Genomic DNA, 23,017 nt, shown 5'->3' with positions numbered 1-23,017 from the left:
CGGCTGCCTCCGCCTCCGGGCTACCGGATCGTCAGTCACCCAGGTCAGACTGGATCCAGTAACGCTTGCGAAAGCCGCGCACGCATTCGATCTCGATGCCCTGGCGGGCGACGAGACGGGCGGTGTTGCTGCGGATTCCGTATCCGATTTCCGTGGTGCCCGGCAGGGTGCGCAGGCTCAGCGGCGCCGCGCCGCGCGCGGCCAGGTCGCGCATCAGCCGCGCCGAATGCTGCGCCAGGATGCGGGTGATCGACTGCGGCTCGGGCTCGGGCAGGCCCTCGGGCCGCACGCGCGGCGGCGGGTCGTCGGGCAGGCCGTGGCGATGGGCGCGCACCGGCATCCGCTCGGCCACCCGGCGCAGGGTCGATTCGATGCGCAGCACGGTGCCGTCCGGCCGCATCGCCAGCCGCAGCGTGCCGGCATCCGGGGTCAGCACCGGGATGCCGTCGATCGCCTGGCGGAATTGCACGATGATCTCGTCCAGGCTTTCCGCCGGGGGCTCGTCCAGCCGGCGCAGGCTGGCCGTCGCCGAAAGCGCCAGCGAGACGCGGTCGAAGACCAGTTCGATCCCCGCCGGCAGAAAGCCGTATGACCGCAGCACGGACCGGGCGCGGCTGACCAGGGCGCGGCGCGGCGGCATCTCGCGCAGGCCGCGCCCCGGTGCGGCGGGCTCCAACTCCAGCAGGATGTGCCCGTCCGGCCGGCGCTGGAAGCGCAGCGCCCCCTGGCCCACCGAAAGCGCGCCCTGCGCATCGAGGGCGGCCAGGGCCGGGTCCAGCCCCAGCCGCGACAGCACCGAGCGGGCCAGGGCGCGATCCTCGGACACCGGGACCAGCCGCACGGCGCCGAACTCGGCCGGGGGCTCGGTCAGTGCCGCCTCGCGCTGGTAAAGCGCCTGGGGCGCGTGCCAGCGCCAGGCCCAGCATTGCGCCGCGCCGCGCTGCGCCGCAAAGCGCCGCTCGCCGAACAGCATGGCCAGCGCCGCATCGCGGTCGGGCGCGCAGGCGCAGGCGACCGGGCTTTGGTCGGGGGCCACGTCCCAGGCCCCGTCCAGCCAGGCCTGGGCAAAGGGCTTGCCCATCTGCCAGTGGCGCCAGAAATTCGCGCCATAGCGGCCGGAATCCCAGCAGATCGAATCGAAGCCGAACAGCATCCGCAGACCGGCATTGGCCCGCGCCCAGCTGTAAAGCGGGCTGAAGCCCCGCCCGACGCGCAGCGACTGGCTGGTGGACCAGAACAGATAGCGCAGGCCGTCGGTGCCAAGCCGCATCCGTTCGGCGGTCAGGCAGGCGTCCGTCCCGGTCCAGAGCGCCCCCATCGGCAGGTGGAACACCCCGTCGTCGCCCATTCGGCCATGGCCGGCGTGATAGAACACCCGCACCGAATCCATGTCCCGGCCCGGCGCATGTTCCATCGCCTGCCGGTCGTAGATCCAGGACTTCACCGCCGCGTCCCGGCGCCAGAAATCCGGCGTGGCGAAGCGGTCCACCGCATCCAGAAACCCGCCCGCATCGCGATGGGCGGCATGCAGCGCACCGGCGGCGCGATAGGTCTCGACGCTGCAGGCGCCGTAAAGCCGGCTGGCGGGGCCGGGCATGTCCGCGGCTTCCGCAGGATCCGCCGCCGCCTCCGTTTCCCAACCCGGCCGGGGGTGCAATTGCTGCATCCCATCGAATCCGGGACCGGATCGGGAAACGAAGTCTTCCATGCCGAAGCTCCTTGCAGGACACGCGCCGGATCCTTCGGACCCGGCAGGCGGACGCGGTCACAGGTTGCGTCGAAGCTAGGCCGGGCGGCGTGAACTGAACGTGAATCGACGGTTAATGCACAAATGGCCGGGAAATCCCCGCATCAGCCCGGAAAGCAAAGGTCCGGTCCGGGCGCAATTAGACGAATCAGCGCTCCTCGCCCGCCCCTGCATGCGGCGCCATGCCCAGGGAAAGCTCGCGCGCGGCCTCGATCACCGCCTCGGACATGGCCTCGAGCCGCGCGTCCGACATGCGCAGGCTCGGCCCCGAGACCGAGATCCCCGCCGCCGCCTCGCCCGCCAGGTCGAAGATCGGCGCGGCGATGCAACGCATGCCGGGCGTGCGCTCTTCGTTGTCCAGGGCATAGCCGCGGGCGCGGATGCGGGCCAGATCGTCCAGGAGCGCCTGGGGGTCGGTCAGCGTCATCTCGGTGAACCGCTCCAGCCGCATCTCGCGGATCATCCGCTTCAGGTCCGCCGGCCGGGCATGGGCCAGAAGCGCCTTGCCGATCCCCGAGGCATGCAGCGCCGAGCGCGTGCCGGGCGGAAAGAAGGCGCGGATCGTCTCATGCGTCTCGGCCTGGCTCAGGAACAGCACGGCATCGCCGTTCAGGATGCCCAGGTTCGCCGTCTCGCCCGTCACCTCCATCAGCCGGCGCAGCAGCGGCCGCGCCCGCTCGACCAGGCCCGAGCGGCGCATGAAGGCCGAGCCGTGGCGAAAGGCCGTCGGCCCGACATGCCAGGCCTGGGTCTGGCTGTCGCTTTCCGCCACGCCGCGCGCCGCCAGCGTCACCAGCACCCGATGCACGGTCGAGGGCGCCATCTCCAGGCGCTGCGCGATCTCGGTCAGCGTCAGCCCGCTGGAGACCGCGATCAGGTCGAGGATGTCGAGCGCCCGGTCCAGCGCCCGGATGCCGCCCGAATCCTCGGCGCCAAGGCCGCCGGCGCGGCCCCTGGGACGGCCCCTTTTGCGGATCTGAACCGACATTCAATTTTTCCTTTCGACAACTTTTTCATTTTCTTGAAAATCACGGCTTGGCTTTGGAAAAGACCAACCGGCTGATTCCACGTCACTTTAGGCCATTTTTCCGCGATTGCGAAATATTTTTCAGAAAAATTGCATCAATGGACAGCAAAACGTAGCTTGGTCCACAAGCGCAGGAGGAATTGCCATGACCAGTCAGAACCCGATCTTCATCCCCGGCCCCACCAACATCCCCGAGGAGATGCGCAAGGCCGTGGACATGCCCACCATCGACCACCGCTCGCCGGTGTTCGGCCGGATGCTGCATCCGGCGCTGGAGGGGGTGAAGAAAGTCCTCAAGACCACGCAGGCGCAGGTGTTCCTGTTCCCCTCGACCGGCACCGGCGGCTGGGAAACCGCGATCACCAACACGCTGTCGCCCGGCGACAAGGTGCTGGCGGCCCGCAACGGCATGTTCAGCCACCGCTGGATCGACATGTGCCAGCGCCACGGGCTGGACGTGACCTTCGTCGAGACCCCCTGGGGCGAGGGCATCCCCGCCGACCGTTTCGAAGAGATCCTGGCCGCCGACAAGGGCCACGAGATCCGCGTCGTGCTGGCCACGCATAACGAGACCGCGACCGGGGTGAAATCCGACATCGCCGCCGTCCGCCGCGCGCTGGACGCCGCCAAGCACCCGGCCATGCTGTTCGTCGACGGCGTTTCCTCGATCGGCTCGATGGATTTCCGCATGGACGAATGGGGCGTCGACATCGCCGTCACCGGCTCGCAAAAAGGCTTCATGCTGCCGCCGGGGCTGGCCATCGTCGGCTTCTCGCCCAAGGCCATGGCGGCGGTCGAAAGCGCGCGCCTGCCGCGCACCTTCTTCGACATCCGCGACATGGCGACCGGCTATGCCCGCAACGGCTATCCCTATACGCCGCCGGTCGGCCTGATCAACGGGCTGAACGCCAGCTGCGAGCGCATCCTGGCCGAGGGGCTGGAGAACGTCTTTGCCCGCCACCACCGCATCGCCGGCGGCGTGCGCGCCGCGGTCGAGGCCTGGGGGCTGAAGCTCTGCGCCGCCCGCCCCGAGCTTTATTCCGACAGCGTCAGCGCCATCCGCGTCCCCGAGGGCTTCGACGCCAACCTGATCGTCAGCCATGCGCTGGAGACCTATGACATGGCCTTCGGCACCGGCCTGGGCCAGGTCGCGGGCAAGGTGTTCCGCATCGGCCACCTGGGCAGCCTGACCGATGCCATGGCGCTGTCCGGCATCGCCACGGCCGAGATGGTGATGGCCGATCTGGGCCTGCCGATCAAGCTGGGCTCGGGCGTCGCTGCCGCGCAGGAACATTACCGCCAGACCACCGCCGCCGCGCAGAAGAAAGCCGCGTGATGAAGGACAGCGAGATGTATATCCCGACCTACGAGGACATGCTGGCCGCGCATGAGCGGATCAAGCCGCATATCCGCCGCACGCCGATCCGCACGTCGGACTATCTGAACGAGCTTGCCGGCGCGCAGCTGTTCTTCAAATGCGAAAACTTCCAGGAGCCGGGGGCCTTCAAGGTCCGCGGCGCCACCAATGCGGTCTTCGGCCTTGACGAGGCGCAGGCGGCCAGGGGCGTCGCCACGCATAGCTCGGGCAACCATGCCTCGTGCCTGAGCTACGCCGCGATGCTGCGGGGCATCCCCTGCAACGTGGTCATGCCGCGCACCGCGCCGCAGGCCAAGAAGGACACGGTGCGCCGCTATGGCGGCAAGATCACCGAATGCGAGCCCTCGACCTCGTCGCGGGAAGAGACCTTCGCCAAGGTGCAGGCCGAGACCGGCGGCGATTTCGTCCACCCCTACAACGACCCGCGGGTGATCGCGGGCCAGGGCACCTGCGCCAAGGAATTCATGGAGCAGACCGACGGGCTCGACGCCGTGGTGGCCCCCATCGGCGGCGGCGGCATGATCTCGGGCACCTGCCTGACGCTGTCGACGCTGGCGCCCGAGGTGAAGGTGATCGCGGCCGAGCCCGAGCAGGCCGACGACGCCTATCGCAGCTTCAAGGCCGGCTACATCATCGCCGACGACGCGCCCAAGACCGTCGCCGACGGCCTGCTGGTGCCGCTCAAGGATCTGACCTGGCATTTCGTCAAGAACCACGTCAGCGAGATCTATACCGCCTCGGACGCCGAGATCGTGGATGCGATGAAGCTGATCTGGAAGCACCTGCGCATCGTGATGGAGCCCTCCAGCGCCGTGCCGCTGGCCACCATCCTGAAGAACCCGGATGCCTTTGCCGGCAAGCGCGTCGGCGTCATCGTCACCGGCGGCAATGTCGATCTCGACAAGCTGCCCTGGAACTGAACCCGAATTGAGGAGAGCCCCATGAACGCGAAAACGGATTTCGCCGGCTACGAGGTCGGCTATGACATCCCCGCCCTGCCGGGCATGGACGAGGCCGAGATCCAGACGCCCTGCCTGATCCTCGACCTGGACGCGCTGGAGCGCAACATCAGGAAGATGGGCGACTATGCCAAGGCGCATGGCATGCGCCACCGCAGCCACGGCAAGATGCACAAGTCGGTGGACGTGCAGAAGCTGCAGGAGTCGCTGGGCGGCTCGGTCGGCGTCTGCTGCCAGAAGGTCAGCGAGGCCGAGGTCTTTGCCCGCGGCGGCATCGGGGACGTGCTGGTCACGAACGAGGTGCGCGAGCCGGCCAAGATCGACCGGCTGGCCCGGCTGCCCAAGACCGGCGCGACGGTCACGGTCTGCGTCGACGACGTGTCCAACATCGCCGACCTGTCGGCGGCGGCGCAAAAGCACGGCACCGAACTGGGCATCTTCGTGGAAATCGACTGCGGCGCCGGGCGCTGCGGCGTGACCACCAAGGAAGCCGTGGTCGAGATCGCCAAGGCGGCCGACGCCGCCCCGAACCTGGTCTTCAGGGGCATCCAGGCCTATCAGGGCGCCATGCAGCACATGGACAGCTACGAGGACCGCAAGGCCAAGCTGGACGCCGCCATCGCCCAGGTCAAGGAAGCCGTCGCGGCGCTGGAAGCCGAGGGCTTGCCCCCCGAATTCGTCTCGGGCGGCGGCACGGGGTCGTATTACTTCGAAAGCAATTCGGGCGTTTACAACGAATTGCAATGCGGCAGCTACGCCTTCATGGATGCCGATTACGGCCGCATCCACGATGCCGAGGGCAAGCGCATCGACCAGGGCGAATGGGAGAACGCGCTGTTCATCCTGACCTCGGTCATGAGCCATGCCAAGCCGCACCTGGCGGTGGTCGATGCCGGCCTCAAGGCGCAGTCGGTCGATAGCGGCCTGCCCTTCGTCTATGGCCGCGACGACGTGAAATACATCAAGTGCAGCGACGAGCATGGCGTGGTCGAGGACAAGGACGGCGTGCTGAAAGTCAACGACAAGCTGCGGCTGGTGCCCGGCCATTGCGATCCGACCTGCAACGTCCACGACTGGTATGTCGGCGTTCGGAACGGCAAGGTCGAGACGGTCTGGCCGGTTTCGGCGCGCGGAAAGGGCTACTGATGCTCGTCGTCGCCGAAAAGGAAATCGCGGGTCTGATGACCCCCGAGGCGGCCTTCGAGGCCATCGAGGCGATCTTCGCCTCGATGGCCCGTCGCAAGGCCTATAACTTCCCGGTGGTGCGCGAGGCCATCGGCCACGAGGACGCGCTTTACGGCTTCAAGGGCGGCTTCGACGCCTCGGCGCTGGTGCTGGGGCTGAAGGCCGGCGGCTACTGGCCGTTGAACCAGAAGCACAACCTGATCAACCACCAGTCCACCGTCTTCCTGTTCGACCCGGACACCGGCCGGGCGACTGCCGCGGTGGGCGGCAACCTGCTGACGGCGCTGCGCACCGCGGCAGCCTCGGCGGTGTCGATCAAGTATCTGGCGCCCAAGGGGGCCAAGGTGCTGGGCATGGTCGGCGCCGGCCACCAGTCCGCCTTCCAGATGCGGGCGGCGGTCAATGTGCATCCGTTCGAGAAGGTCATCGGCTGGAACCCGCATCCCGAGATGCTGTCGCGCCTTGCCGATACCGCGGCGGAACTGGGCCTGCCCTTCGAGGCGGTCGAGCTGGACCGGCTGGGCACCGAGGCCGACGTGATCATCTCGATCACCTCGTCCTTCTCGCCCCTGCTGATGGACCAGCATGTAAAGGGCCCGACGCATATCGCCGCCATGGGCACCGATACGAAAGGCAAGCAGGAGCTGGATCCGGCGCTGGTCGCGCGCGCCCGGATCTTCACCGACGAGGTCGCGCAGTCGGTCAGCATCGGCGAATGCCAGCACGCCATCGCATCGGGCCTGATCCGCGAGGATCAGATCAGCGAACTCGGCGCCGTGGTCGCGGGCGACCATCCGGGACGCACCGACGCCGAGGTGACGCTGTTCGACGGCACCGGCGTCGGGCTGCAGGATCTGGCGGTTGCGCAGAAAGTCCTTGAAATCGCAAAGGAAAAGGGACTGGCGCAAGAAGTCGAGATCTAAAGAGACATAACGTCCTGAAACTAGGGAGGTATAGGACGAATGCAAGCAATCGATACCAGCCCCGGCTTTGATCCGGTCGAGGAGCGCATCGTCGCGCCTCGGCTGCTCGCCCTGGGCTTCCAGCATGTTCTGGTCATGTATGCCGGCGCCATCGCGGTGCCGCTGATCGTCGGCCGCGCCCTGCAGCTTTCGCCGCAGGACGTGGCCTTCCTGATTTCCGCCGACCTCTTCGTCTGCGGCATCGTCACCATCATCCAGTCCTTCGGCGCCACGCAATGGTTCGGCATCCGCCTGCCGGTGATGATGGGCGTGACCTTCGCCGCCGTCGGGCCGATGGTCGCCATCGCCTCGTCCAATCCGGGGCAGGAGGGGGCGCGGATGATGTTCGGCGCCATCATGGCCGCCGGGCTCATCTCGATCTTCTTCGCGCCGCTGGTCAGCCGGCTGTTGCGCTTTTTCCCCAGCGTCGTCACCGGCACGGTGATCCTGGTGATCGGCGTCAGCCTGATGCCGGTGGGCATCAACTGGATCTTCGGCCTGCCGGTCGGCCCGACCGCGCCGCAACTGGTCGATCCCGCCGCCCAGGCCTGGCTGGAGGCCGCCCGCGCCGCCGGCGACGTCCCCGACAGCGTCAAGCTGATGCCGACCGTCGCCAATCCCGAATATGCCTCGCTGCCGCGCATCCTGATCGGCATCACCGTGCTGGCCGCGATCCTGCTGATCGCCCGCTACGCCCGCGGCTTCGTCGCCAATATCGCGGTGCTCCTGGGGATCGTCATCGGCGGGCTGCTGGCCGCCGCGCTCGGCATGATGCATTTCGAGGGCATCGCCGAGGCCGCCTGGTTCGCCCCGATCAAGCCCCTGCATTTCGGCATGCCGATCTTCGACCCGGTGATGATCCTGACCATGCTGCTGGTCATGTTCGTGACCATGATCGAATCGACCGGCATGTTCCTGGCGCTTTCCGACATCTGCGGCCGCCGCATGACGCCCAAGGCGCTTTCGGCCGGGCTGCGCGTCGACGGCCTGGGCACCGCGATCGGCGGGCTCTTCAACACCTTCCCCTATACCTCCTTCAGCCAGAACGTCGGGCTGGTGGGCGTGACCGGCGTGCGCTCGCGCTTCGTCTGCGTGGCGGGCGGCGCGATCATGATCGTGCTGGGCCTGATCCCCAAGATGGGCGCGCTGGTCGAATCGCTGCCGACCACGGTGCTGGGCGGCGCGGGGCTGGTGATGTTCGGCATGGTCGCCGCGACCGGCATCCGCATCCTCTCGACGGTGGATTTCAAGGGCAACAAGCACAACCTGTTCATCGTCGCCGTCTCGCTGGGGCTGGGCATGGTGCCGATGATCGCGCCCGACTTCAACCAGTGGCTGCCGCATTCCATGCACACGCTGATCCATTCCGGCATCCTTCTGGCCGCCGTGGCCGCGGTGCTGCTGAACTGGTTCTTCAACGGCGCGCCGCACACCAGCGACGAGGAAATCGCCGCCGCCGCCCACGCAGCCGAGGCGCATTGATGACGAAACGCCTGCTCATCAGGGGCGCCGAAGTGGTCGTGACCATGGACGGCGCCCGGCGCGAGATCGCCGGCGGGGACGTGCTGGTCGAGGGCGGGGTGATCTCCGCCGTCGGCCCCGGCCTCTCGGCCGAAGGCGCCGAGGTGGTCGAGGCGCGGGGCTGCGTCGTCACCCCCGGCCTCGTCAACACCCATCACCACCTGTTCCAGACCCTGACCCGCGCCGTGCCCGCGGCCCAGGACGCGGCGCTGTTCGGCTGGCTCAGGACGCTTTATCCGATCTGGGGCCGCATGGGCCCCGAGGACATCCGCCTGTCGACCCGGATCGGCCTTGCCGAACTGGCGCTCTCGGGCTGCACCTGTTCCTCGGACCATCTCTACCTGTTCCCGAACGGCGCCCGGCTCGACGACAGCATCGAGGCGGCGGCCGAGATCGGCATCCGCTTCACCGCCACCCGCGGCGCCATGTCGATCGGCGAGTCCAAGGGCGGCCTGCCCCCCGACGCCCTGGTCGAGGACGAGGCCGCGATCCTCAAGGACAGCGAACGCCTGGTCGCCGCCTTCCACGACCCCAGGCCCGGCGCCATGGTGCAGGTCGGCCTCGCCCCCTGCTCGCCCTTCTCGGTCAGCCGGGAACTGATGCGCGACGCGGCGATCCTCGCCCGCGACAAGGGCGTGCGGCTGCATACCCACCTGGCCGAAAACGACGAGGATATCGCCTATTCGCTGCAAAACTTCGGCATGCTGCCCGGCGATTACGCCGAAAGCCTGGGCTGGACCGGCGAGGATGTCTGGCACGCGCATTGCGTGAAACTGTCGGACAAGGAAATCGACCTCTTCGCCCGCAGCGGCACCGGGGTCGCGCATTGCCCCTGCTCGAACGCGCGCCTCGCCTCGGGCATCGCCCCGGTGCGGCGGATGCGCGACGCGGGCGTGCCGGTGGGCCTGGGCGTCGACGGATCGGCCAGCAACGATTGCAGCCATCTGGGCCTCGAGGCGCGCCAGGCCATGCTGGTCGCCCGCCTCAAGGACGGCTCGGCCGCCATGGGCGCGCGCGAGGCGCTGGAGATCGCCACGCTCGACGGCGCCCGCGTGCTGGGCCGCAGCGACATCGGCGCGCTGGAACCCGGCAAGCGCGCCGACCTGGTGCTCTGGGACGTCTCGGAACTGCCCGCCGCCGGCCAATGGGATCCGGTGGCGGCGCTGGTCTTTTGCGCGCCGATCCGCCCGCGCGCGGTCTATGTGGAAGGCCGCGCCGTGGTGCAGGATCACCACCTGCTGACCGCAGACACGAATCGCCTGAACGAACAGGCCCGCGCCGCCATCGCCCGGCTCGCCGATTGACTAAGGAAAGGAAGACAATGCCCGGCTATCTGACCACCCATGTGCTCGACACCGCCAACGGCACGCCCGCGCAAGGCATGCGGATCGAGCTTTACCGCCTCGACCCCGAGCGCCGGCTGATCGCGCAGACCGTCACCAACCACGACGGCCGCACCGACAAGCACATCCTGCCCGAGGCGGAGTTCCAGACCGGCGAATACGAACTGGTCTTCCATGTCGGCGCCTGGCTCGACGCCCAGGGACACCAGGCGGCCAAGCCCCGCTTCCTCGACCAGGTGCCCCTGCGCTTCGGCATGTCCGAACAGGACCATTACCACGTGCCGCTGCTGATCTCGCCCTACGGCTTTTCGACCTATCGCGGCAGCTGAGCCCCCAGGCTTTCTCCGTTTTCCAAATACCCTGGGGGTGAAAGGCCCGGCACGGGCCTGAGGGGGCAAAGCCCCCTCTTTTTCATTTCCGCAGCACCCCGCGAAAGATTTTCAACGCATCGTTAAGACAGCAAGGGGAAATGCGTGAATACTCGCAACCCCGCGAAGCGGCTAGTCTTTCCCCAGCTAGACAGGAGACAAAGTATGTCCGATTTCGCCGTCATCTGGGATTGGCTCGCCTTTGCCATCCGCTGGACGCATGTCGTCACCGCCATCTGCTGGATCGGCTCGTCCTTCTATTTCGTCGCCCTCGACCTCGGGCTGCGCAAGGTGCCGGGCCTGCCCCCCGGCGCGCATGGCGAGGAATGGCAGGTCCATGGCGGCGGCTTCTACCACATCCAGAAATACCTGGTCGCGCCCGAGCGCATGCCCGAGCATCTGATCTGGTTCAAATGGGAAAGCTACATGACCTGGATCTCGGGGGCGGCGCTCCTGATGGTCACCTATTGGGTCGGCTCCGAGCTGTTCCTGATCGACCCCGCCAAGATGGAGCTGGCGCCCTGGCAGGCGATCCTGATCTCGGCCGGCTCGCTCTCGATCGGCTGGCTGATCTATACCAACCTGTGCAAGTCCAGGCTGGGCGAGACCCCGACCCTGCTGATGCTGATCCTCTTCGCGCTGCTGATGGTCATGGGCTGGGCCTACAACCAGGTCTTCACCGGCCGCGCGGTCATGCTGCACCTGGGCGCCTTCACCGCCACGATCATGACGGCGAACGTGTTCTTCATCATCATGCCGAACCAGCGCATCGTCGTCGCCGACCTCAAGGCCGGGCGTCCCGCCGATCCGAAATACGGCAAGATCGCCAAGCTGCGCTCGACTCATAACAACTACCTGACGCTGCCGGTCGTCTTCCTGATGCTGTCGAACCACTATCCGCTGGCCTTCGCCACCGAATACAACTGGGTGATCGCCGGGCTGATCTTCCTGATGGGCGTGACCATCCGGCATTTCTTCAACACCATGCACGCCGGCGGCGGCATGAAGTGGTGGACCTGGGCCGCGACCACGATCCTGTTCATCATCGTCATGTGGCTCTCGACCGCGCCCATGTTCCGCCAGACGCTCGAGGAGGCCGAGGCCCGCGTCCTGACCCCCTCGCAACAGGCGATGCTCGACGCGCCGGGTTGGGACGACGCCTATAACGCGGTCATGGGCCGCTGCTCGATGTGCCATGCCAGGGAGCCCTCCTACGAGGGCATCCACACCGCGCCCAAGGGCGTGCTGCTGGAAACCCCCGACGACATCACCCGCGCCGCGCGCGAGATCTTCATCCAGGCCGGCGTGACCGATGCCATGCCGCCCGCCAATGTCAGCTTCATGGAGCCGCAGGAACGCCAGGCGATCATCGACTGGTATCGCGGCCTGCCCAAGACCTTCGCCTGGAACTGACCTGTTTGCCTCTGCCCGCCGGATCGGCTAGCTGCACCGTTCGGCAGCATCGAGGGAGGCAGGCATGGAGCGCGGGAATGGCTGGGACGATTCCGCCGAGGCCTGGATCGCCGACATGGGCGAGGAAGGCGATTTCTCGCGCCGCCACGTGCTCGACGCCCCGATGCTGGCCCGCATCCGCGGCCGCGGCTTTCGCAACGCCCTGGATGTCGGCTGCGGCGAGGGGCGTTTCTGCCGGATGCTTGCCGCCGAAGGCATCGCCGCGACCGGCATCGATCCCACGCCGAAGCTGATCGAGGCCGCGCGCAGCCGCGACGACAAGGGCCGCTACGTGCAGGCCCGCGCCGAGGCCCTGCCCCTGCCCGATGCCGGCTTCGACCTGGTGGTCAGCTACCTGACGCTCATCGACATCGACGACATCCGCGCCGCCATCGCCGAGATGGGGCGCGTCCTGCGTCCCGGCGGCAGCCTGCTTGTCGCCAACCTGAACTCATTCAGCACGGCGGGCGGCTGGAACGGCGATCCCGGCACCGGCTACCTGATCGACAACTACCTGGACGAGCGCGCGGAATGGGTCAGCTGGCGCGGCATCCTGATCCGCAACTGGCATCGCCCCTTCCATGCCTACATGCAGGCGCTGCTGGCGCAGGGGCTGCGGCTGGTGCATTTCGACGAGCCCGCCCCGCAGGGCGGCGATCCCGAGCGCGTCGCGCGCTATCGCCGCGCACCCTATCTGCACCTCATGGAATGGGTGCGGGACTAGGGCTCAGGCAAACACCCCCCGCACCTCGCGCGCGATGAAATCGGCGAACAGCCGCACCTTGGGATCCTGCAGGCGGCGATGCGGCGTCAGCACGCCGAATTGCGAGGGGATCGGCGGATGGTCCGGCAGCACCTCGACCAGCCGGCCGGCGGCCAGATGCTCGGCCACCTCGTAGCGGGGACGGTTGACGATGCCCCTGCCCGCCAACGCCCAGCCGCTCAGCACATCGCCATCGTCGGCGTCGAACTTGCCGTTCACCAGCAGCTTCTGCGGCCCCTCGGGGCTTTCCAGCACCCAGTAGTATTCCGGGCTCCTCGGATAGCGCAGCAGCAGGCAATTATGCGCGGCCAGATCCTCGGGGCGCTGGGGATGGCCATGCTGCTCCAGATAGTCGGGGGTCGCCACCAGCGCGCGCCGGCATTCCGCGATCCGCCGCCATTTCAGCGCCGAATCCTGCGGCTCGCCCAGGAAGAAGGCCAGGTCGATCCCGTCGGCGATGATGTCGACGTTGCGGTCCGACAGCCGCAGCCGCACCTCGACGCCGGGATATTCGTCGCAGAATTTCGGCACCAGGGGCGCGATCAGCCGCCGCCCCAGGCCCAGGGGCGCCGTCACCCGCAAGGCGCCATGCGGCATGCCGGAAAAGCCCGAGACCACCGCCTCGGCCTCGTCCAGCGTCTCGATCACCCGGCGGGCATTGTCGTAGAAGGCCCGCCCCACCTCGGTCGGCACCAGCTTGCGGGTTGTGCGGTTCAGAAGCCGCACCCCGTAGCGCGTTTCCAGATCCTTGATCCGGTTCGAGGCGACGGCCGGCGACATGCGCAGGTCGCGCCCGCCCGCGGTGATCGAGCCCAGTTCGACCACGCGGACGAAGACCCGCAGACTTTCAAGATATGGCATGGTCTCAACCCGCCTCTTTCAAGGAATCGCTGAAAGTCTTATGCTCAATCCGAGATTTCGCAAAGAGCAATTCGCATCTAGGCTTTTCCCATACCCAGCCATGCGAGCGAGGACCGAATGGGCCACGAATTGCGCTTTCTTCTGAACGACGCCGAGATCCGCCTGACCGAGGCTGGATCGCGCGACACACTTCTGGACTTCCTGCGGCTCAACCGCCGCCTGACCGGCACCAAGGAGGGCTGCGCCGAAGGCGATTGCGGCGCCTGCACCGTCCTGGTCGGCCGGCTGCACGAAGGCCGGCTGCATTACGAACCGATCAATGCCTGCATCCGCTTCCTGGCCTCGTGCCACGGCTGCCATGTCGTCACCGTCGAGCATCTGCGCGGCGCGGACGGGGGCTTGCACCCGGTCCAGGCCGCCATGGTCGAGCATCACGGCAGCCAATGCGGCTTTTGCACGCCGGGCTTCGTCATGGCGCTTTACGGGCTGTGGATGTCCAAGCCGCGCCCCGACATGCTGGCGATAGAAACCGCGCTGCAAGGCAACCTGTGCCGCTGCACCGGCTACGAGCCGATCGTGAAGGCGGCCTTCGCGGCTTCCGAGGCCGGCGGGCAGCACATGGACGCGCTGAATGTCGACCGCGACCGCATCACCGCCGCGCTGGCCGCGATCCCCCGCGGCCGCGTCGAGGTGGCGCGCGGCGAGGATCGCGCCATCCTGCCGGCCGACGCCGCCGACCTGGCGCAGGTTCTGGCCCAGAACCCCAAGGCCACCATCGTCGCCGGCGCCACCGACGTGGGCCTGTGGGTGACGAAATTCCTGCGCGACATCTCTCCGGCGGTGTTCATCGGCCATCTTCAGGATCTCAAGCGGATCGAGATCGCCCCCGGCCATGTCACCATCGGCGCCGGCGTGACCTATTCCGAGTTCGAGCCCTTCCTGCGCCAGCATTTCCCCGAGGCGGTGGATTACTGGCTGCGCATCGGCGGCTGGCAGGTCCGCAATGCCGGCACCATCGGCGGCAATGTCGCCAACGGCTCGCCCATTGGCGAGACACCGCCCTTGCTGATCGCGCTTGGCGCGACCCTGCGGCTGCGCAGCGCCGAGGGCACCCGCGAATTGCCCGTCGAGGATTACTTCATCGAATACGGCAAGCAGGACCGCCGCCCCGGCGAATTCGTCGAGGCGATCACCGTGCCCCTGAAGGGCGAGGCCAGGATCGCCGCCTACAAGGTCTCCAAGCGCCACCACGCCGACATCACCGCCTCGGCCGCCGCCTTCCGGGTGGAAACCGACGGGGCGACGATCATCGACGCGCGCGTGGCCTTCGGCGGCATGGCCGGCACGCCCAAGCGCGCCACCCAGGCCGAGGCGGCGCTGAAGGGCCAGCCCTTCACCGCCGAGACCTTCGAGGCCGCCGCGCGCGCGGTCGCCAATGACTTCCAGCCGCTCAGCGACTGGCGGGCCAGCAAGGAATATCGCCAGCAACTCGCCGCCAACTTCTTCCGCCGCTTCTGGCTTGAACAGCAGGGCGCAGACCACCGCCTGAGGAGGGTCGAATGAAACAGGACGTCTTCGTCAAGGGCGCCGCCCATACGCCCATCATCCACGATTCCGCCGCAAAGCACGTCACCGGCCGGGCCGACTATACCGACGACCTGATGGAGCCGGTGGGCACGCTGCACGCCTATCTGGGGCTTTCGACCGTGGCGCATGGCCGCATCGTCTCGATGGACCTCGATGCGGTGCGCAAGGCCCCCGGCGTGCATCTGGTGCTGACCGCCGCGGACATTCCCGGCCATAACGACATCTCGCCCACCGGCCTGCACGACGAGCCGCTGCTGGCCGGGGACGAGGTGCAGTTCCACGGCCAGCCGATCTTCGCCGTGGTGGCCGAGACCCGCGACCAGGCCCGCCGCGCCTGCCAGCTGGCCCGCGTGGAATACGAGGAACTGCCCTTTGCCATCGACGCGATCAGCGCCCGCGACGCCGGGCTGGGCTATGTGACCAAGCCCCTGAAGCTCAAGCGCGGCGACATGGCCGAAATGGACCGCGCGCCCCGGCGCATCGAAGGCCGGCTGACCGTCGGCGGGCAGGAGCATTTCTACCTGGAAAGCCAGATCGCCTTCTCGATCCCCGGCGAGGACGACGAGGTCGTGGTCAACGTCTCGACCCAGCATCCCAGCGAGGTGCAGCACATGGTCGCCCATGTGCTGGGCGTGCCCTCGAACGCCGTGGTGGTGAACGTGCGCCGCATGGGCGGCGGCTTCGGCGGCAAGGAATCGCAGATGAACCCCTTTGCCTGCATCTCGGCGCTGGCGGCCAAGAAGCTCGGGCGCGCGGTCAAGCTGCGCCCCGACCGCGACGACGATTTCTCGATCACCGGCAAGCGGCACGATTTCGTCATCGACTATCAGGTGGGCTATGACGAGACCGGCAGGATCCACGCCGTGGACGCCGATTTCTACGCCCGCTGCGGCTGGTCCTCGGACCTGTCGGGCCCCGTGACGGACCGGGCGCTGTTCCACGCCGACAACGCCTATTACTACCCGGCGGTGGAACTGCGCAGCCATCCGATGAAGACCAACACCTGCTCGAACACCGCCTTTCGCGGCTTCGGCGGCCCGCAGGGCGTGGTCATGGCCGAACGCATCGTCGAGGACATCGCCTATGCCCTCGGCCGCGACCCCCTGGAGATCCGCAAGCTGAACCTCTACGAGAACGGCCAGCTCACCCCCTATCACCAGGAGGTCGAGGACCAGATCCTGCCGCGCATCTTCGAGGAACTCGAGGCCAGCAGCGACTACCATGCCCGCCGCCAGGCGGTGCTGGACTGGAACGCCCGCGCCCAGGAACAGGGCGGCGCGATCCGCAAGGGCATCGCCCTGACCCCGGTCAAGTTCGGCATCAGCTTCACCGCGACCTGGTACAACCAGGCCGGCGCGCTGATCCACATCTACTCGGACGGCTCGATCCACCTGAACCACGGCGGCACCGAGATGGGCCAGGGCCTGAACACCAAGGTCGCGCAGGTGGTGGCCGAGGCGCTGGGGGTCAGCATCGACCGCATCCGCATCACCAAGACCACGACCGAGAAGGTGCCGAACACCTCGGCCACCGCGGCGTCCTCGGGCTCGGACCTGAACGGCATGGCGGCGCTGGACGCCTGCCGCCAGCTAATCGAGCGGCTGACCGCCTTCGCCGCAGAGGCCAAGGGCGTGCCGCCGGAACTGGTCAGCATCGGCGAGACGGTGCAGATCGGCACCGAGGAAATGCCCTTCCAGGATTTCGTCAACACCGCCTATCTGGCGCGGGTCCAGCTGTCGGCCGCGGGCTTCTACAAGACGCCCAAGATCCACTGGAACCGCGACACCGGGCAGGGCCGCCCGTTCTACTACTTCGCCTATGGCGCCGCCTGCTCCGAGGTCTCGGTCGACACGCTGACCGGCGAATACGTGATCGAGCGTGCCGATGTGCTCCATGACGTGGGCCGCAGCCTGAACCCGGCGCTCGACAAGGGCCAGGTCGAAGGCGCCTTCGTGCAGGGCACCGGCTGGCTGACCAGCGAAGAGCTGTGGTGGGACCAGAAGGGCCGGCTGCGCACCCATGCGCCCTCGACCTACAAGATCCCGCTGGCCTCGGACCGGCCCAAGGTCTTCAACGTGCAGCTGGCCGACTGGTCGGTGAACCGCGAGGCGACGATCAAGCGCTCGAAGGCGGTGGGCGAGCCGCCGTTCATGCTGGGCATCTCGGTCTTTCAGGCGCTGAACATGGCGGTGGCCTCGTTCAACGGCTATGCCGAGAACCCGCGCATCGACGCGCCCGCCACCCCCGAGCGCGTGCTGATGGCCATCGAGCGGCTGCGGCCATGATCCGGGTCGAGATCACCCGCACCCGCGGCTCGTCCCCGCGCGAGAAGGGGGCGGCGATGTTCGTCACCCCCCAGGGCCTCAGCGGCACCATCGGCGGCGGCCAGCTGGAATACATGGCCATCGACCGCGCCCGGCAAATGCTGGCGCGCGACGAGGCGCAGGCCGTGATGGACGTGCCGCTGGGCCCCGAGATCGGCCAATGCTGCGGCGGCCGGGTCGAACTCTCGCTGACCCGCGTGGCCGAGGCCCCGGCCGGGCCCGAATATCCGCAGGTGCTGATCTTCGGCGCCGGCCATGTCGGCCGCGCGCTCGCCAAGGCCCTGGCGCTGCTGCCGCTGCGCCCGATCCTGATCGACCAGCGCATGGGGGAACTCGGGCAGGCCACGGGCGAAACCCGCCTGACCCCCCTGCCCGAGGCCGAGATCCGCAACGCCCCCTTCGGCACCAGCCACATCATCGTCACCCATGACCACGCGCTGGACTTCCTGCTGGCGGCCGAGGCGCTGCGCCGCATGGACGCGCCCTATATCGGCATGATCGGCAGCCGGACGAAACTGGCGCAGTTCCGCCGCTTCGCCCGTGCCCAGGGGCTGGACACCGACCGCCTGACCTGCCCCATCGGCGCGGGCTATTCGCGCGACAAGCGCCCCGAGATCATCGCCGCCTTCACCGCCGCCGAGCTCATCGGCCGCCTCATCGAAACCGCTTCTTCGTTGAAAAAATACCCATGCGACAGCTGATCCGGGGGCGCACGCTCTCCTTCCACGCCGACCCCGCCGAAACCGAGGACGCCTTCGCCTATCACGAGGACGGCGCCATCGTCACCGAAGCCGGCAAGATCGTCGCCATGGGCGATTACGCCGCCCTGCGCGAACCCGGCCTGCCGGAAATCGACCACCGCCCGAACCTGATCCTGCCGGGCTTCATCGACCCGCATATCCATTTCCCGCAGGTGCAGGTGATCGCCAGCTGGGGGGCGCAGCTGCTCGACTGGCTCAACACCTATACCTTCCCCGAGGAATCGCGCTTTGCCCAGCAAGGCCACGCCCCGCTCATGGCCGGGAAGTTCCTCGACCTGCTGCTTTCGCACGGCACCACCACCGCCGTCGCCTTCTGCTCGGTGCATCCGCAATCGGCCGAGGCGCTGTTCGCGGCCGCCGAGGCGCGCGACATGGCGATGATCGCCGGCAAGGTGATGATGGACCGCAACGCCCCCGAGGCGGTGCTCGACACGCCGCAGCAGGGCTATGACGACAGCAAGCGGCTGATCGAGAAATGGCACGGCCGCGGCCGCCAGCGCTATGCCATCACCCCGCGCTTCGCCATCACCTCGACGCCCGAGCAGATGGCGATGGCCGGGCAGCTGGTGCGCGAACATCCCGACTGCCACATCCAGACGCATCTGTCGGAAAACCGCGACGAGATCGCCTTCACCCTGGAGCTCTATCCCCAGGCGCGCGACTATCTCGACATCTACGAAAGCTACGGGCTGCTCTCGGACAAGCTGCTGCTCGGCCATTCCATCCATCTCGAGCCGCGCGAGATCGCCCGCATGGCCGAGACCGGCAGCCGGGCGGTGTTCTGCCCGACCTCGAACCTGTTCCTCGGCTCGGGCCTCTTCGACGAGGCGGGCCTGCGCGCCGCGGGCGTGACCAGCGGCATCGCCACCGATGTCGGCGGCGGCACCAGCTATTCCATGCTGCAAACCCTGGCCGAGGGCTACAAGATCCTCCAACTGCGCGGCCAGAAGCTGCATCCCCTCGCCGCCTTCCACTGGATTACCCGCGGCAATGCGCTGGCGCTCGGCATGGCCGACCGCATCGGCACGCTGGAGCCTGGCTCTGACGCCGACCTGGTGGTGCTGGACAGCCGCGCGACGCCGGCGATGGCGCTGCGCATGGAGCGGGCCGAGACCCTGGCCGAAGAGCTGTTCATCCTGCAGATTCTCGGCGACGACCGCGCCATCGCCCAGACCTATGTCGCGGGAAAACCCATGCTCGGCTGACCCCGGCGCAACTTTTTGCCAAAAAAAGGGGAAGCATGCGCAAACGAAAGCAATAGCGTGCGCAAGGGCGTCAAGCGAAATCTACGCAGATCGTTGATTTAGGTAAGCAGATGGCCGACCTCAGCGCGGGAATAGACCCTCGTGCTGCCGCCTGTCGGCCGTATCCCGCTGGCATCAAGCCGCGCTTGAAGCTCGCTCCACCCCAGACTGGCCGCAACGCCCAGAGTGCGAAAGCTGATGAACCGTTCGTGGAATGCCTCACGGTCGGTAGAGGTCATCCGCAGCTGCGCCCCGCCTCGCGGCCCACGCACCCGCTGGCACGACAGGCCATTCCGGCGAACAAAGGTCAGGAGCTCGCTGGGCCTCAGCCCTTGTGAATAGGCAAAGGCATCCAGCGAAATCGCCTCACCGTTCTGTCCCACATGCCCGAGATTCACCAGAACCGAAGCAAAGCCCGACCGCTGCAAATACTTGCCCACCCGCGCCAACCGCCCTGAGCGAATGCTTTCGATGGTCTCGGGCAAAGTCATTCGCAATCTGACCGACGCTTCGCCCAGACTGCACCAATCATGCATGGCCACATAGATCGGCTCGGCACCGAGCAGTAGGTCGTCGATCAGGTCCTGCGCAGCCCAGGCGCTCCAACGAAGATCATCAGTGCGCTCGAACATCCCGGCATCCCGCGCCTGTGCAAACTGGTGCAGCGTTAACGACATGGCCTGCAGGAAGTCAGGTTCGGTCAGCCCCTCCGGGAACACTGCCCGCGCCTCGGCGCGATCGATCAGTGTCCACTCCGGAGGACAGCGCTCATCGGCCTTGGTCGCTGCCTGAACATCGACCTCCGGCATCTGCGTCAGTCGCGTCACTGCCCGCAGCGACATGCGCCCGCATCGCAGCACCGGCTCGCCCAGCACCTCGTCGCCGGGCCCAAGTGGCCAGGTTTCGAGAATATGCCGCTGCAAGATGTCCCTGAACGGCTGCAATTCCTCAGGGCATGAATCCATGGCAAGCAGGTCATGAAGACCGCCGAAAATCTTGCGCGGCCCTTCCTCGGGCTTGCCCAACAGATGCTGCAGATCGATCAGCGCAGCGCGAAACGGCTCCTCGCCGCCTGAACAAAGCCGGAATCCGACATCCGTCGGCCACCATTGCTGGTCGTCGCGAAGCGAGCGCCACTTCGGCAGCTTGGTCGCAATTGCCGCTCGGCCCAACTCGAAACAGAATTGCGAAGATGCATAAAGATCGAATTGGTCAAGCCAATAGTCCGGGGCTGTGTTGCCCTCAAGCCTATCGAGCAACCATATCTCGAACTGGGAAGGATCGCGCTGATCAGGGCGTGCCTCGGGGGCCAGATCAAGTTCCGGCAATCGGCTGGTTACGTCATGTCGATCAAGCTTGTCCTGCACCGTCCACAACGTCATCAGCGGGCGATTATGCTCGGCGCAGATCGTCACGAACGGCAGCAACCATATTCCTCTCAGTCCCGGCTGGGCCTCCAGGCAGTCGGGACAACCGCGCACCTCCCTGCCGCCGAGGCCGGCAGACGGAAAGCGATGACCCGCGAACCATGTTTCCCCATCGCTGGTCCTGGGAGTGCCCTGACGAAGCGCGGCGACCGGCACACCGGAAAGCTCCGCCAATCGTGTGAGGACTGCTCCTTCACCAGCAATCAGGCCGCGTATCCCGATACCCATGTCGCGCAGGAACTCGCGCAAGGGAACGTGGTTTACCTGCGCCAAGCGGGAAGCCAAGGAAGTCGCAGTTTCGCCAGGTATGAGATGAACAGAAAGAGGAAGTCGGGCCATCCATCCCGGATAGCCATTCCTACGCCCGCCCGCCACCTCTCATCATGTTGCAAGCTGGGTCTACCCTGCACCACACGATGGACCGCAGGCATCGCAAGACGAGCGCTGATGGGACGAAGCCGACACTGGTGCGTAACAAGCTAGCATGATCCGCTACGTCGACATAACATGATCAAAGTGCGATTCTTCTGGTCGCTCAGCGACCAGAACTAACCTTTGATGTGCTGTGACCTCCCTCAATTAACGGAACATTCCTCATGTCGGATATCTCCATAAAAAGCTTTGATGATGAAACAATTCTAAAGCTTTTTGGTGCGCAAGCAGCAGAGGATGATCGCCCTGAGCAATTGCGATCATATTTCATCAGGAACAAAGCCTATGAACGGGCGTCTGCTAATATTCCCCTTAGGATAGTTGTTGGCCATAAAGGTGTGGGTAAAAGCGCCCTTTTAAAAATGCTTCATTTGGAGGACGTGTCGAAAGGCATCCTTTCAATATGGCTGCAACCTAATGATATTTCACGAGCTTGGACTGTTGATGGTAATTTCGTAGAAAAAGTCGAGGGCATCAAAAAGAATATATTAACAATCATAGCAGAAAAATCTTTCGAAGAGCTGGAAATTTACGGCAAGCCAGTTTCGAGTATTCCAGGCATGAATTCCGCGCGGGCACTTCTGAGGATATTGACCAAAGAAATTAGGAATCCGGAAGGCGCTTCAATAGAAGCACAAGTTATTAGCGAGTTCAGAAAGAAGTCGCAGATTAAAGTTTATATCGACGACATTGACCGCGGATGGGCCGCTACCCGCAGCGATATTGAAAGTATCTCGGCTCTCATAAATGCAACTCGAGATATCACAAATCAAGACACTGATAGTGCGCTGCAATTCAAAATTGGAATTAGAACTGATGCATATAATCTTGTTCGCGAACATGATGAGTCTGGAGATAAATTCGAACCCTACCGCATCCCTTTGACATGGTCGAACCATGAAATTCTGGTGATGATGGCGAAGCGAATTTCAAGATACTTTGAAGTGGATTTCGATGAAAACTTCTACCTGAGCCGCGAATCTGGTGGTCAGAGAGAAATCTCTCGATTTTTGCATCCTATCATTACCGCTCATTTTGAGGGCAGCGGCCACTGGAATAACGCACCAATCCATAAGGTCCTTTTGTCTTTGACACGTCGACGCCCCCGCGACCTAATAAAGCTCTTATCTGGAGCCGCGCAAAACGCCGATAAGCATGGACGGTCGGTGATATCTACGCGTGACCTCACCGACAGTTTTCCTGAATATTCCAAAGGTAGGATATCTGATATAGTTTCTGAATTCCGAAGTGAACTCCCAGAAATCGAAATGGTCGTATACGCTCTAAAACCTTCAGCAAAAACTGCAAGAAGCCGATCAAAAGATTATCTTCTGAAAAACGATGAGTTAGTTGGGATTCTGAATAAAATTGCATCGCGATCTTCTATTCACTTCAAGAACGGCCGGCGTGCAACTGGAGTAAGTCTAGCGGAGTTTCTTTTCAAAGTGGACTTCGTTATTGCGCGCAGGGACCTTGATGGAAAAATAGAACGATTTTTCTATGACGATCATTCAAAATTACAATCTGCAAAAGCCGACTTTGGGATGCAATGGGAAGTGCACCCTGCTTACAGGTGGGCTTTGAATCCTCGGAAGTTGCAGGATATCATTGCTGAGCTAGACCTTCAGTAGGAATAGGCTCTATTATTCGACATTCTTCTTTTTTTAATGCAGGAA

The 23,017-nt window shown here is 65.6% G+C and carries 18 protein-coding genes; 14 read left to right on the top strand and 4 right to left on the bottom strand.

All coding sequences use genetic code 11. The features are described 5' to 3' along the window. Nucleotides 1-31 precede the first annotated feature (31 nt). Complete coding sequence (locus E3U26_RS20890; protein WP_499106418.1) at nt 32-1,597, bottom strand: DUF6345 domain-containing protein; 1,566 nt, start codon at nt 1,595-1,597, stop codon at nt 32-34. A gap of 298 nt (nt 1,598-1,895) precedes the next feature. Then, nucleotides 1,896-2,735, bottom strand: coding sequence for an HTH-type transcriptional regulator BhcR (gene bhcR / locus E3U26_RS20885; RefSeq protein ID WP_036753914.1), 840 nt, complete (start codon nt 2,733-2,735; stop codon nt 1,896-1,898). A gap of 184 nt (nt 2,736-2,919) precedes the next feature. Here bhcR and bhcA point away from each other — a divergent pair, with 184 nt between their 5' ends. From bhcA to E3U26_RS20840, 9 genes are all read left to right on the top strand, one after another. Further along, on the top strand, nt 2,920-4,110 hold the full coding sequence (bhcA, locus tag E3U26_RS20880) for an L-aspartate--glyoxylate aminotransferase BhcA (protein WP_036753911.1): 1,191 nt from the start codon (nt 2,920-2,922) through the stop codon (nt 4,108-4,110). After that, the gene (gene bhcB, locus E3U26_RS20875) at nt 4,110-5,072 is read left to right on the top strand and encodes a PALP domain-containing protein (RefSeq protein ID WP_499107517.1); all 963 of its coding nucleotides are present in this window, start codon (nt 4,110-4,112) and stop codon (nt 5,070-5,072) included. Before bhcA ends, bhcB begins: the two co-directional genes overlap by 1 nt. A gap of 21 nt (nt 5,073-5,093) precedes the next feature. Then, nucleotides 5,094-6,257, top strand: a complete 1,164-nt coding sequence (gene bhcC, locus E3U26_RS20870; protein WP_036753904.1) for a 3-hydroxy-D-aspartate aldolase BhcC — start codon at nt 5,094-5,096, stop codon at nt 6,255-6,257. Beyond that, nucleotides 6,257-7,219, top strand: coding sequence for an ornithine cyclodeaminase family protein (gene bhcD / locus E3U26_RS20865; protein ID WP_499106415.1), 963 nt, complete (start codon nt 6,257-6,259; stop codon nt 7,217-7,219). Before bhcC ends, bhcD begins: the two co-directional genes overlap by 1 nt. A gap of 39 nt (nt 7,220-7,258) precedes the next feature. Then, a complete protein-coding gene (locus tag E3U26_RS20860) occupies nt 7,259-8,740 on the top strand; it encodes a nucleobase:cation symporter-2 family protein (protein ID WP_036753900.1) in 1,482 nt (493 codons plus the stop codon). Further along, nucleotides 8,740-10,083, top strand: a complete 1,344-nt coding sequence (locus tag E3U26_RS20855) for an amidohydrolase family protein (protein WP_499106413.1) — start codon at nt 8,740-8,742, stop codon at nt 10,081-10,083. The genes E3U26_RS20860 and E3U26_RS20855 overlap by 1 nt, the downstream gene beginning before the upstream one ends. Nucleotides 10,084-10,100: 17 nt before the next feature. Further along, the gene (gene uraH / locus E3U26_RS20850; protein ID WP_036753894.1) at nt 10,101-10,451 is read left to right on the top strand and encodes a hydroxyisourate hydrolase; all 351 of its coding nucleotides are present in this window, start codon (nt 10,101-10,103) and stop codon (nt 10,449-10,451) included. A gap of 204 nt (nt 10,452-10,655) precedes the next feature. Continuing rightward, on the top strand, nt 10,656-11,903 hold the full coding sequence (locus E3U26_RS20845; protein WP_036753889.1) for a urate hydroxylase PuuD: 1,248 nt from the start codon (nt 10,656-10,658) through the stop codon (nt 11,901-11,903). Between the two features lie 64 nt (nt 11,904-11,967). Continuing rightward, the gene (locus E3U26_RS20840) at nt 11,968-12,666 is read left to right on the top strand and encodes a class I SAM-dependent methyltransferase (RefSeq protein WP_499106411.1); all 699 of its coding nucleotides are present in this window, start codon (nt 11,968-11,970) and stop codon (nt 12,664-12,666) included. 3 nt (nt 12,667-12,669) lie between these two features. On the opposite strand, the gene E3U26_RS20835 is transcribed toward E3U26_RS20840, so the two are convergent. Then, on the bottom strand, nt 12,670-13,566 hold the full coding sequence (locus tag E3U26_RS20835; protein WP_072460712.1) for a LysR family transcriptional regulator: 897 nt from the start codon (nt 13,564-13,566) through the stop codon (nt 12,670-12,672). A gap of 117 nt (nt 13,567-13,683) precedes the next feature. On the opposite strand from E3U26_RS20835, the gene xdhA reads away from it, so the two are divergent. From xdhA to guaD, 4 genes are read left to right on the top strand one after another with little or no spacing between them, the layout of a single operon-like run. After that, nucleotides 13,684-15,129: a xanthine dehydrogenase small subunit gene (gene xdhA / locus E3U26_RS20830; protein WP_499106410.1), complete on the top strand. Its 1,446-nt coding sequence runs from the start codon at nt 13,684-13,686 to the stop codon at nt 15,127-15,129. Beyond that, a complete protein-coding gene (xdhB, locus tag E3U26_RS20825; protein WP_499106409.1) occupies nt 15,126-17,438 on the top strand; it encodes a xanthine dehydrogenase molybdopterin binding subunit in 2,313 nt (770 codons plus the stop codon). Before xdhA ends, xdhB begins: the two co-directional genes overlap by 4 nt. Beyond that, the gene (gene xdhC, locus E3U26_RS20820) at nt 17,435-18,178 is read left to right on the top strand and encodes a xanthine dehydrogenase accessory protein XdhC (protein ID WP_499106407.1); all 744 of its coding nucleotides are present in this window, start codon (nt 17,435-17,437) and stop codon (nt 18,176-18,178) included. The genes xdhB and xdhC overlap by 4 nt, the downstream gene beginning before the upstream one ends. Then, on the top strand, nt 18,166-19,443 hold the full coding sequence (guaD, locus tag E3U26_RS20815) for a guanine deaminase (protein ID WP_072460715.1): 1,278 nt from the start codon (nt 18,166-18,168) through the stop codon (nt 19,441-19,443). Before xdhC ends, guaD begins: the two co-directional genes overlap by 13 nt. A 98-nt stretch (nt 19,444-19,541) precedes the next feature. On the opposite strand, the gene E3U26_RS20810 is transcribed toward guaD, so the two are convergent. After that, entirely contained in the window at nt 19,542-21,248 is a 1,707-nt protein-coding gene (locus E3U26_RS20810) for a TniQ family protein (protein WP_499106405.1), read from the bottom strand. Nucleotides 21,249-21,505: 257 nt separating this feature from the next. On the opposite strand from E3U26_RS20810, the gene E3U26_RS20805 reads away from it, so the two are divergent. Beyond that, nucleotides 21,506-22,972: a P-loop ATPase, Sll1717 family gene (locus E3U26_RS20805; protein WP_499106403.1), complete on the top strand. Its 1,467-nt coding sequence runs from the start codon at nt 21,506-21,508 to the stop codon at nt 22,970-22,972. Nucleotides 22,973-23,017 lie beyond the last annotated feature (45 nt).

The sequence above is a fragment of the Paracoccus ferrooxidans genome (genome assembly GCF_029909815.1).
Classification (GTDB): domain Bacteria; phylum Pseudomonadota; class Alphaproteobacteria; order Rhodobacterales; family Rhodobacteraceae; genus Paracoccus; species Paracoccus versutus.
This window is presented reverse-complemented; position numbering and strand designations above follow the sequence as displayed.

Bases quoted from the DNA above. Each gene is read 5' to 3' on its own strand.
- xdhC (WP_499106407.1), top strand. From the start codon at position 17,435: ATGATCCGGGTCGAGATCACCCGCACCCGCGGCTCGTCCCCGCGCGAG.
- E3U26_RS20845 (WP_036753889.1), top strand. From the start codon at position 10,656: ATGTCCGATTTCGCCGTCATCTGGGATTGGCTCGCCTTTGCCATCCGC.
- E3U26_RS20890 (WP_499106418.1), bottom strand. From the start codon at position 1,597: ATGCCCGGCCCCGCCAGCCGGCTTTACGGCGCCTGCAGCGTCGAGACC.
- guaD (WP_072460715.1), top strand. From the start codon at position 18,166: ATGCGACAGCTGATCCGGGGGCGCACGCTCTCCTTCCACGCCGACCCC.
- xdhA (WP_499106410.1), top strand. From the start codon at position 13,684: ATGGGCCACGAATTGCGCTTTCTTCTGAACGACGCCGAGATCCGCCTG.
- uraH (WP_036753894.1), top strand. From the start codon at position 10,101: ATGCCCGGCTATCTGACCACCCATGTGCTCGACACCGCCAACGGCACG.
- E3U26_RS20810 (WP_499106405.1), bottom strand. From the start codon at position 21,248: ATGGCCCGACTTCCTCTTTCTGTTCATCTCATACCTGGCGAAACTGCG.
- bhcR (WP_036753914.1), bottom strand. From the start codon at position 2,735: ATGTCGGTTCAGATCCGCAAAAGGGGCCGTCCCAGGGGCCGCGCCGGC.
- bhcB (WP_499107517.1), top strand. From the start codon at position 4,110: ATGAAGGACAGCGAGATGTATATCCCGACCTACGAGGACATGCTGGCC.
- E3U26_RS20860 (WP_036753900.1), top strand. From the start codon at position 7,259: ATGCAAGCAATCGATACCAGCCCCGGCTTTGATCCGGTCGAGGAGCGC.
- E3U26_RS20805 (WP_499106403.1), top strand. From the start codon at position 21,506: ATGTCGGATATCTCCATAAAAAGCTTTGATGATGAAACAATTCTAAAG.
- E3U26_RS20835 (WP_072460712.1), bottom strand. From the start codon at position 13,566: ATGCCATATCTTGAAAGTCTGCGGGTCTTCGTCCGCGTGGTCGAACTG.
- xdhB (WP_499106409.1), top strand. From the start codon at position 15,126: ATGAAACAGGACGTCTTCGTCAAGGGCGCCGCCCATACGCCCATCATC.
- bhcA (WP_036753911.1), top strand. From the start codon at position 2,920: ATGACCAGTCAGAACCCGATCTTCATCCCCGGCCCCACCAACATCCCC.
- E3U26_RS20840 (WP_499106411.1), top strand. From the start codon at position 11,968: ATGGAGCGCGGGAATGGCTGGGACGATTCCGCCGAGGCCTGGATCGCC.
- E3U26_RS20855 (WP_499106413.1), top strand. From the start codon at position 8,740: ATGACGAAACGCCTGCTCATCAGGGGCGCCGAAGTGGTCGTGACCATG.
- bhcD (WP_499106415.1), top strand. From the start codon at position 6,257: ATGCTCGTCGTCGCCGAAAAGGAAATCGCGGGTCTGATGACCCCCGAG.
- bhcC (WP_036753904.1), top strand. From the start codon at position 5,094: ATGAACGCGAAAACGGATTTCGCCGGCTACGAGGTCGGCTATGACATC.